Raw genomic sequence first — 8,910 nt, forward strand, 5'->3', positions numbered from 1 at the left:
ACAAAAAATATATATCTTTCAGTTTGAAAATTTTGTAGAATAATAGAGGAACTAGATGCAGGATAGAAGACCTATGAAAACGTTTTCTATTTTGTATTTTCGAAATTTATAGACAAAAGGTGGTATGTGAATGATAGCAAGCAATCGGAAGTTTAAGCGCTGGACGAGTACATTTATGACAGCACTGCTACTGATAAGCACATTTTTGCCAAGCAGTTTAATTGGCAGGGCTCATGCCGAGCAAGCTGATCATGTTGTAATCTCCCAGGTTTATGGCGGTGGAGGTAATGGTAGTGCTGTTTACACAAATGACTTTATTGAATTATACAATCCAACTGATAGTGATGTTTCTCTTGATGGATGGTCAGTTCAATGGGCAAGCGGAACTGGAACTACATGGGCCGTAAATACTTTGTCCGGAACTATTAAATCTCATGGTTATTATCTGATTCAAGAAGCTGCAGGGACTACAGTAAAGGATAAACCTTTACCAACACCTGATGCTACAGGTCCTTTTACAATGGGAGCAGGTTCAGGTAAAGTAGTGTTGGTTAATAAAACAACAACTGTTACTGGCCAATATCCAACTGAAGTCGTTGATTTTGTAGGTTATGGAACTGGATCAGTAGGTTATGAAGGAACTGGACCTACAAAAACACCATCTGCTACTTTAAGTGCTGTACGTGTCCCTTATGCAAATACTGCACCTGCACCAGGTCTTGGAAATGCTTGGGATTCAGATGATAATGCAACTGATTTTGTTACAGTTACCCCAACTCCAAGGAACTCTCAGAGTCCAACTGAAGCTCCAATGGTACCTGTACTAAGCTTGCAGCCAAAAGGAACGAATATTCAATTTTTACAAGATGGCACTTCAGCAAAAGTAACAGGTTTAGTAGAAGCGGCTGAAGCAAATTCTACTATTAAGATCTATGAAACCGCATCCAAAGGCACAGCTCTTGCCACTGGAACAGCCAATGCTGATGGTTCGTTTGATATTAGTTTTTCAACAACACTAACATCGGTATATGTAGCAGCTACCCAGACGGGTCTGTCTGAAAGTGCGGCTATAAAAATTGATCTAGCTGCAGCAAGTGCATCTGTTACACAAGCAAAATTAAGTTATGTTGTAGCCGATGGTGTTGGAACATTAATTGGCGGCGCTGGTGCTGCTGCTGCAAATGGCATCATCAATGTTTATCCAAATGACACAGCAACAAAAGCAGAACGATTAAATACACAAGAAATCAAAGCAGGTACATCAGGAGATTTCTCGGTAACAATCAACAATGCTCCTAATACCGTTTATGTAACGCAAATTACAAGTTCTGCAACGGGCATCAAGTTAGAAAGTGTTCCAGTATCAGTGACAAAAGCCGATACAACGGCTCTTTCGAAACTTGCGGACGTTCGTGCTTCTGATTCGAAAGGGCAGCCGGTAAACCTGAATAAGTTCTACACGGTTGAAGGTGTAGCCACAGTAGATAACCAAATTCTTGGAACGCAAAAACAAAACTTCTATCTTCAAGATGATACAGCTGGGATCAACATTTTCAGTTCATCTCTTGATATCGGATACAAGGTTCTAAAAGGCGATAAATTACGTATCACCGGAAAAGTTCTCGTTTATAACGGTTTAACGGAATTCGAACCTACTTCTATTGAGAAAATCAGTGAAGGTAATCCAATTCCAACACCTAAAACCCTTACCATTTTAGATTTGAATACGTACGCAGTGGCTGAGCCGGTTGAAGGCAGTCTTGTAACTGTAACTGGAAAGGTTTCTGCAGTTGCTGCATCAGGTGCGAACTATAACGTAACATTTGTTGATGAAAACGCTAAAGCAACTACGTTAAGGGTAATGGGTGCAACAGGTATTAAACCTGACACTGACCTTGTAGTTGGAAAAAGCTATGTTGTTACTGGTGTTTTAGGCCAATATACAACGAATGCTTCAGCAACAAATGGCTATCAAGTATATCCACGCAATGTAAAGGATATATCTCCAATTTTAGGCATTACCCACACAGCATTAACACAAGTATACAAAGAGACAAACGTTGAATTCGAAGCAAATGCCGATGGTGCAGAATCTGTATCTATATACTACAGAGCAAAAGATTCTACTGAATATACTGCATTACCAATGGTAAATGGCGGCGACGGACGTTATACTGCAACATTAGCAGCTGCCAATGTACCACAAAATGGATTCGAGTATTACATTGAAGCTAAGGCAGGCACTCAAGTCCAATCAGCTGGAACAAGTGCTTCACCATATGCGGTAGTATTGGTGGAGGATAAGACTGGACCATCAATTACAGGTGAAACTCCACAGTCTGGAGATAAAGTAGAAAGTCCAACACCCGAAATTTCCGCTTTACTTGAAGACCCAAGTGGTGTGGACGAAACAACGGTTCAGTTATGGCTTGATGGCAAGGAGCTTACTGCCCCTGCTGCAACAATCAGCAAAACACAAGTGAAATATGTGCCTGAAACTGATCTTGCACTTGGAACTCACACTGTAAAGGTTTCTGCAAAAGATGGCAAAGGCAACGTTGCTGAAAAAGAATGGACATTTGAAGTGGTTCCACGTTTTACTGGCGGTAACCATTACCGTGGTACAACACACAACCACACAAATATTTCACACGATGGTGCTGGTACACCAGAAGATGCCTTGAAAGCTGGTAAGGCCCATCATTACGATTGGTTCGCTTTCTCTGACCACTCACATGATATCGACCCTGAAAAATTGGGATCAGATACAGTAGTACGTAATGGAATGCCGGAGCGTACTGGCGGTTCTCAATGGCAATTAACTAAAGATCTTGCAAAGCAATACACAACTAGTGATTATGTCGTATTCCCAGCATTTGAAATGACTTCAACAACATGGGGACATTCCAATATCTTCGGATCCGATAATTTTATCGACCGAAACATTAATGGGAAGCAATACCAAGACTTAAACCAATACTATGCATGGGTAATGACATATGACGATATCGTCGGTCAGTTTAACCACCCGGATATGTCTGCAAATGCATTTAACAACTTTAAACCGTATAACAAAGATGTGGATAAGCTATTTACAATGTTAGAAGTTGGTAATGGTTCTGGTCACTATGGTTATGCAAATGCTGAAAACAAGTTTTACTCAGCTCTTGATTTAGGCTGGCACGTTGCTCCTACTTATGGGGAAGACAACCATGAAGGAACATGGGGCCAAGTTAATGCTCGTACGGTTATCGTAGCGGACGATCTTTCTCAAGCATCCCTTCTTCACTCCATGCGTAATATGCGCGTCTACATGGAAGAAGATCCAAACTTTACGTTAGATGTACTTGCAAATGGCTACTACATGGGTTCAACCGTAGACAGCAAAAAATTAAGCTTCAAAATCACTGGAAGTGACTTAGTGGCGGAAGCGCATAATGACAGCGACTATAACTACCTTCCAACATCTTATAAGTCTGATGATAGAATTCAAAAAGTGGAATTGATTACAAACGGTGGAAAAGTGGTAGATTCCGTTACACCGATGGAAAAAGAATTCACTTGGAATCCATCTTACACTGTAACTGGCGGACAGCAATGGTTTGTGGTAAAGGTTACACAAATGGACGGCGAACGCATTTACTCTGCACCAATCTGGTCAAAAGAAGAGGCAGTCGACGTTAAAGTAAACAGCATTGATGTCGATGGTGGCGTAGTTGTCGGAGGAAACCCTGCTACATTAAAGGCTGCTGTTGCAAATAATGGTACAGAAACAGTGAAAAATCTAAAGGTAGACTTCTATTATGATGAAGCAAAACCAGAGAATCTCATTGGAACAAACACAATTTCATCCATCCTTTCTAAAGGATCAGCTGTTGCAACAGCAACTTGGGCAAGCCCAATTAAAGGTGACCATAAGCTCATTGCCGTTGTCACATCGCTTGATGGCTTAGACTTAGGTGATACAACCTTTACGGTACCAGTTCAAATCAAAGAGCCGCTTGGCATTAAAGTATTAATCGATGCAAACCACGGCAACGAAAATACGAGTGCTGACGGTGGTACGTATAAAGACAATTTAAAAGCATTTACACTTATGCTTCAAAAAGAAGGCTACACAGTAGTTGAAAATAAAGTGGCAATTACTGATGAAGTATTAAGCAGTGTGAAAGTATTAGTTTTAACACACGCAAGAACAGCTTTAACAGATGATGAAAGAGCAGCTGTAGCGAAGTTCGTGAAAAACGGCGGTTCCCTATTAATGGCTGGAAAGAGCAATAACAGCGTAGACCCAACCATCAACAATGCACTATTAACGGATATCGGCTCTGCCATCCGTATGGGTAACGATGGAGTATTTGATGACAGCAAAACCGGTAACTTCTGGAGCGATCCAAAGGTCAGCCCATATGCAGTCAGATTACACCCCGGATTAGTATCTAACTATATCACTGACCGTGTATCGTTTATCGATTACTACAGTGGTACAAGTTTATCAGGAGCGGATAATCAGCCGTTGACTGACGGCGGTAAGGTTACCATCCTGGCAAAAGGTAATGAAACAACCTACCAGGGCAATATCAAGGGTGGATACACTTACGATTCCGTATCCGATACAACTGGCGGTTCAGCGATTCCAATGATTGCATCAGAGGAAATTGGCGATCAAGGCCGTGTCATTGTATCAGGTATGAATATTTTCAATGATAAGCAAATGGATGAATCGTTTGAACCAAAAGGCAACGACGAGTTCACTTTTAACGCCATCAACTGGTTAGCGCATCGTGAAGCGAAGGTTGCGAAGATTGAGGATGTACGTTCTTTAGCTGATGGTACAGATGTGGTCGTAGAAGGAACAGTTACGACTGGGGCAGGCAATTTCTTTGATGCTTTCTATCTGCAGGATGCAACTGGCGGTATTATGGCATTCCAAGAGGTTCCAGAAGGTTCTCTTAAACTAGGCGACAAGGTACGTGTATATGGTCATATTAAGACGTTCGAAAATAACAAAGAATTAGAGTTTACGACATTTGCAAATGATGTTATTAAACTAAGCTCAGGAGATCCTGTACAGCCGAAACAAGTAGCTACTGGTGAAGCGACATCCGCTGCGAACCAAGGTCTGCTTGTGAAGGTAAAAGGAACTGTTGTATCTAAGTTCGATGATAATTCTTATGTCATCAATGATGGTTCTGGTGATGTATTAGTCTTTACGGACGGTTACATTGTGAACCAAAGTGGTCCAGTACCAGTTCTTTCAAAAGGTGACACGCTTGAAGCGGTCGGTTTATCAGGTGCATTTGCACAGGGTACACGTATTCGTGTAAGAGATACAAAAGAATTAGTTGGAACCATTGCTCCAGATACTACGGCGCCAGAAGCACCAGTAGTACAACCAGTATCTGAGAATGATACTGTCATTAAAGGAACAGCGGAAGCAGGAGCAACAGTTGTTGCGAAGGTAGACGGACAAGAAATCGGTAAAGCAACAGCCGATACAGAAGGCAAATTTACTATCACAATTGAAAAACAAGTAGCAGGTAAAAAGATTGTCGTAACTGCAGCCGATGCAGCAGGCAACGTAAGTACTGAAGTGATTGTAACTGTAAGCGATGCTACAGCACCAGAGGCTCCAGTAGTAAATGGTGTTACGGATGCAGATACTGTCATTAAAGGAACAGCGGAAGCAGGAGCAACAGTCGTTGCGAAGGTAGACGGCCAAGAAATCGGTAAAGCAACAGCCGATGCAGATGGCAAATTTACTATAACAATTGAAAAACAAGTAGCAAGTAAAAAGATTGTCGTAACTGCAGCCGATGCAGCAGGCAACGTAAGTACTGAAGTGATTGTAACTGTAAGCGATGCTACAGCACCAAAAACACCGATAGCCAATCCGGTTTCGAAAAACGATGTTGTCATCACTGGAACTGCCGAAGTTAACGCAACTGTAATTGCGAAAGTCGGCGGCAAAGAAATCGGAAAAGCAGTAGCAGATGCAGATGGAAAATACTCAATTACTATTGAGAAGCAGGCTGCAGGTACAAAAATCCTTGTAACAGCTGTAGATGCTGCAGGGAATGAAAGTAATGCGTTTGAAGTAATTGTTATGAACATAATTGCGCCTTCGGTGCCAGAATTAATTTATGATGTAACACAATTCGATACTTTTGTAGCTGGTTATGCAGATGCAGGTTCAAAAGTTGAAGTAAGAGTAAAAGATAAGTTGATCGGTTCAGGTATTGCTGACGAGGATGGATACTTTGAAATTGAAATCCCAGCACAGGCAGTAGGTACGGTATTAGTTCTGACAGCTACTTATGCTGCTGGTAATGTAAGTGAAAAAGTAGAAACCACAGTAATTAAAGCTGAAACCGGTTGGATTGAAGTCGATAAGAATGTCTGGATTTATATTGATCCTGCAACTGGTGACTTAGTAACTGGATGGTTAGAAATTGCCGGAAAGAAATATTTCCTTGACGAAGAAGAATATACCATGGTTACTGGATGGAAAGAAATTGACAACACTTGGTACTATTTTGCAGGAAACGGTTCAATGCTTTCAAATGCATGGGTATCATCAGGCGGTAAATGGTATTATGTTGCTGCAAATGGAAAAATGGCAACTAATAAGTGGATTCTTTCCAACGGCAAATGGTACTTTGTAGATAATAAAGGAGTCATGAAAACAAATTCATGGATTCTCTCAGGCAAAAAATGGTATTACGTTGATGCAAAAGGAATCATGAAGGCAAGTTCATGGGTTCTATTAAGCGGAAAATGGTATTACTTAAATACTGACGGTTCTATGGCAACCGGCTGGATTAAAGTGAGCAACAAGTGGTACTATTTATACAATGACGGACATATGGCTGTCAATACCATGATTGGTAAGTATAAAATTGGGAAAGATGGTGTCTGGATTCAATAATCAGCACCTATAAACAAAACCTCCTCTCAAAATGAGAGGAGGTTTTGTTCTGATTTCTGTAATTGGTAATAAAATTATTATCTTTGAAACCTTTTTTTATATCTTTCGTCTTATTAAATGTTGTAAAATAAGCAAGGCTTATAAAAAGAAAAATTAGGGGGAAAACAATATGAAGAAGTTTTTGTTAGTATTATCAGCTTTAACAATGGCTGCTAGTCTTGCAGCCTGCTCAAGCAGCAACGAGGAGAAGACAGCTAAGAAGGACACAAAAGAATCACAAGAAGCAGCTGCTCCTAAAGTTGATGTAAAAAAAGAATTAGTCAAATTTTATATGGATCTTGGTAAGCGTATTAACGCAAAAGATGTTGATTTAAATGCTTACGTTGCGAAGGCTTCAAAGGAGGATGCGAAACCTGAGGAATTGCCTACAGCTGAGGATAGAGCTGCTGCTAGTGCATCTGCTGCAGCAGTAGCGGCAGACCTAAATAGTCTGCAAATTCCTGCTGAATTAAAGGATCAGAAAGCGGATCTTGAGGCTGCTGTTAAGGATTATGCTGCATCTTACCAAGCGAAGGCTGATGAATTGAAAAAAGATAAGCCAGCATTTGAAGCAGCTGATGCAACCTTTGCACAAGGTGAACAGAAGCTTGCTGCAGTATTTGAGGGGGCAAAATTGCTTGCTCCAAGCTTAGATAAACAAGTAAACTAAACAAGTGAAAAAAGCAAGCCAGATTGATCTGGCTTGCTTTTTTTATCTCCTTTAATTAATGGCGGTTGCGATTTCTTCCTTAAAGGCAACCTGCAATTCATCTATTAGGTCATTAACTGACAAATATGTTTCCGTATTTTCAAAAAACCATACATCGTTTCCATCAATATAAAAAGTAATACCGTTTATTTCTTTTGTAAAACCTATGTCTTCAGGAGTTTCCACAGAGAAGGCAAGACTATAGCCTTTATGCTGTTGCCCAAATCCAGCGTATCTTGGGAACATTCGAATACTAAATGGCTTATTAAATTCAAACTCTTTAGTGAACCATCTGGCAGCCTTTTCATCAATTGAAATGAGCATATTTTTACACCAACCTTTTCACGTTCTAAGAATCACTTTAAAAAGGAAAGAAGTATCTTTTCCCTATATTGAAAGAATATAATTTTTTTAGTGTTCTGCCTGTGATAATATTCACGGACTTCTGCCATTTAGGACAAATTAAAAAAATGTTCACGTTTTTGTTTCGAAGTGTTCACATTGTTGTTGTTTTTAACAACTTCATCATAGTGCAAACGATGATAAAATAATGACAACCAGAAGGGGAGATGATACCATGGATCGTGAACTTGAAAACTTGACAGAGAACATTAATGATATCAAAACTTTAATTAATAAATTTAATGGAACATTAGATAATATTGAAAAACGACTTACAAGATTAGAAAAAGTAGATAGTATCGAACACAGAGTGGCTGTGAACCAAATTGATCTATCTGATATTAAAGAAGCGCTTCAGCGAATTGAGGAGGCAAAGAGCAGCGAAATTCAAAATATTAATCGCCGGCTCGATTCTCATTTAGTCAAAATAGCGAAAGCTGAAGAAGAAATTATTATGATTAAATCGAAATAAAGGATTTCATAAAAAAAGATCAGGTTACGGACAACCTGATCTTTTTTTAATCCAGAATCGAAAGCGTTTACTAACTTTTAATAAGTGCTTTTAATCCATAATAAATAAGTGCAAAAGCAAAAATTAGAATGGCAAGGGCTCCAACGATATGAAAAAAAGGATAAAGGGCTGCTAAAAAACCGATAGTTGGCATTTTTATTAAGGCAAAGCCTGCTAGTATACACGCTAAATATAAACCAGCTGCATAATTCATGTTCTTCACCCCCTTACGAGTAACATATGATTTTCTCTCATTGATGATTGGACAAATGTACAATCAAAAGCAAAAAAAAAGACCAATCATTGGACTTAACCCCGTCA

Annotated in this window: 5 protein-coding genes; 3 read left to right on the forward strand and 2 right to left on the reverse strand. The window is 39.8% G+C overall.

Going from position 1 to position 8,910, the window contains the following annotated elements:
* Positions 1 to 130: 130 nt before the first annotated feature.
* Both V7161_RS16780 and V7161_RS16785 read left to right on the forward strand, forming a co-directional pair.
* On the forward strand, positions 131 to 6,928 hold the full coding sequence (locus V7161_RS16780; protein WP_335714104.1) for an Ig-like domain-containing protein: 6,798 nt from the start codon (positions 131 to 133) through the stop codon (positions 6,926 to 6,928).
* 169 nt (positions 6,929 to 7,097) lie between these two features.
* Complete coding sequence (locus V7161_RS16785; protein ID WP_335714105.1) at positions 7,098 to 7,637, forward strand: hypothetical protein; 540 nt, start codon at positions 7,098 to 7,100, stop codon at positions 7,635 to 7,637.
* Between the two features lie 51 nt (positions 7,638 to 7,688).
* Here V7161_RS16785 and V7161_RS16790 read toward each other — a convergent pair whose 3' ends face one another.
* Positions 7,689 to 8,000 (reverse strand): HesB/YadR/YfhF family protein, encoded by a 312-nt coding sequence (locus V7161_RS16790; protein ID WP_335714106.1) that lies wholly within the window; start codon positions 7,998 to 8,000, stop codon positions 7,689 to 7,691.
* Between the two features lie 253 nt (positions 8,001 to 8,253).
* On the opposite strand from V7161_RS16790, the gene V7161_RS16795 reads away from it, so the two are divergent.
* Entirely contained in the window at positions 8,254 to 8,550 is a 297-nt protein-coding gene (locus V7161_RS16795; RefSeq protein ID WP_335714107.1) for a hypothetical protein, read from the forward strand.
* A 70-nt stretch (positions 8,551 to 8,620) separates the two neighbouring features.
* On the opposite strand, the gene V7161_RS16800 is transcribed toward V7161_RS16795, so the two are convergent.
* Entirely contained in the window at positions 8,621 to 8,803 is a 183-nt protein-coding gene (locus V7161_RS16800; protein ID WP_335714108.1) for a hypothetical protein, read from the reverse strand.
* Between the last annotated feature and the right edge of the window lie 107 nt (positions 8,804 to 8,910).

Origin of the sequence: Neobacillus drentensis (assembly GCF_036965425.1) — a bacterium.
In the GTDB taxonomy this organism is placed as follows: domain Bacteria; phylum Bacillota; class Bacilli; order Bacillales; family Cytobacillaceae; genus Neobacillus; species Neobacillus drentensis_F.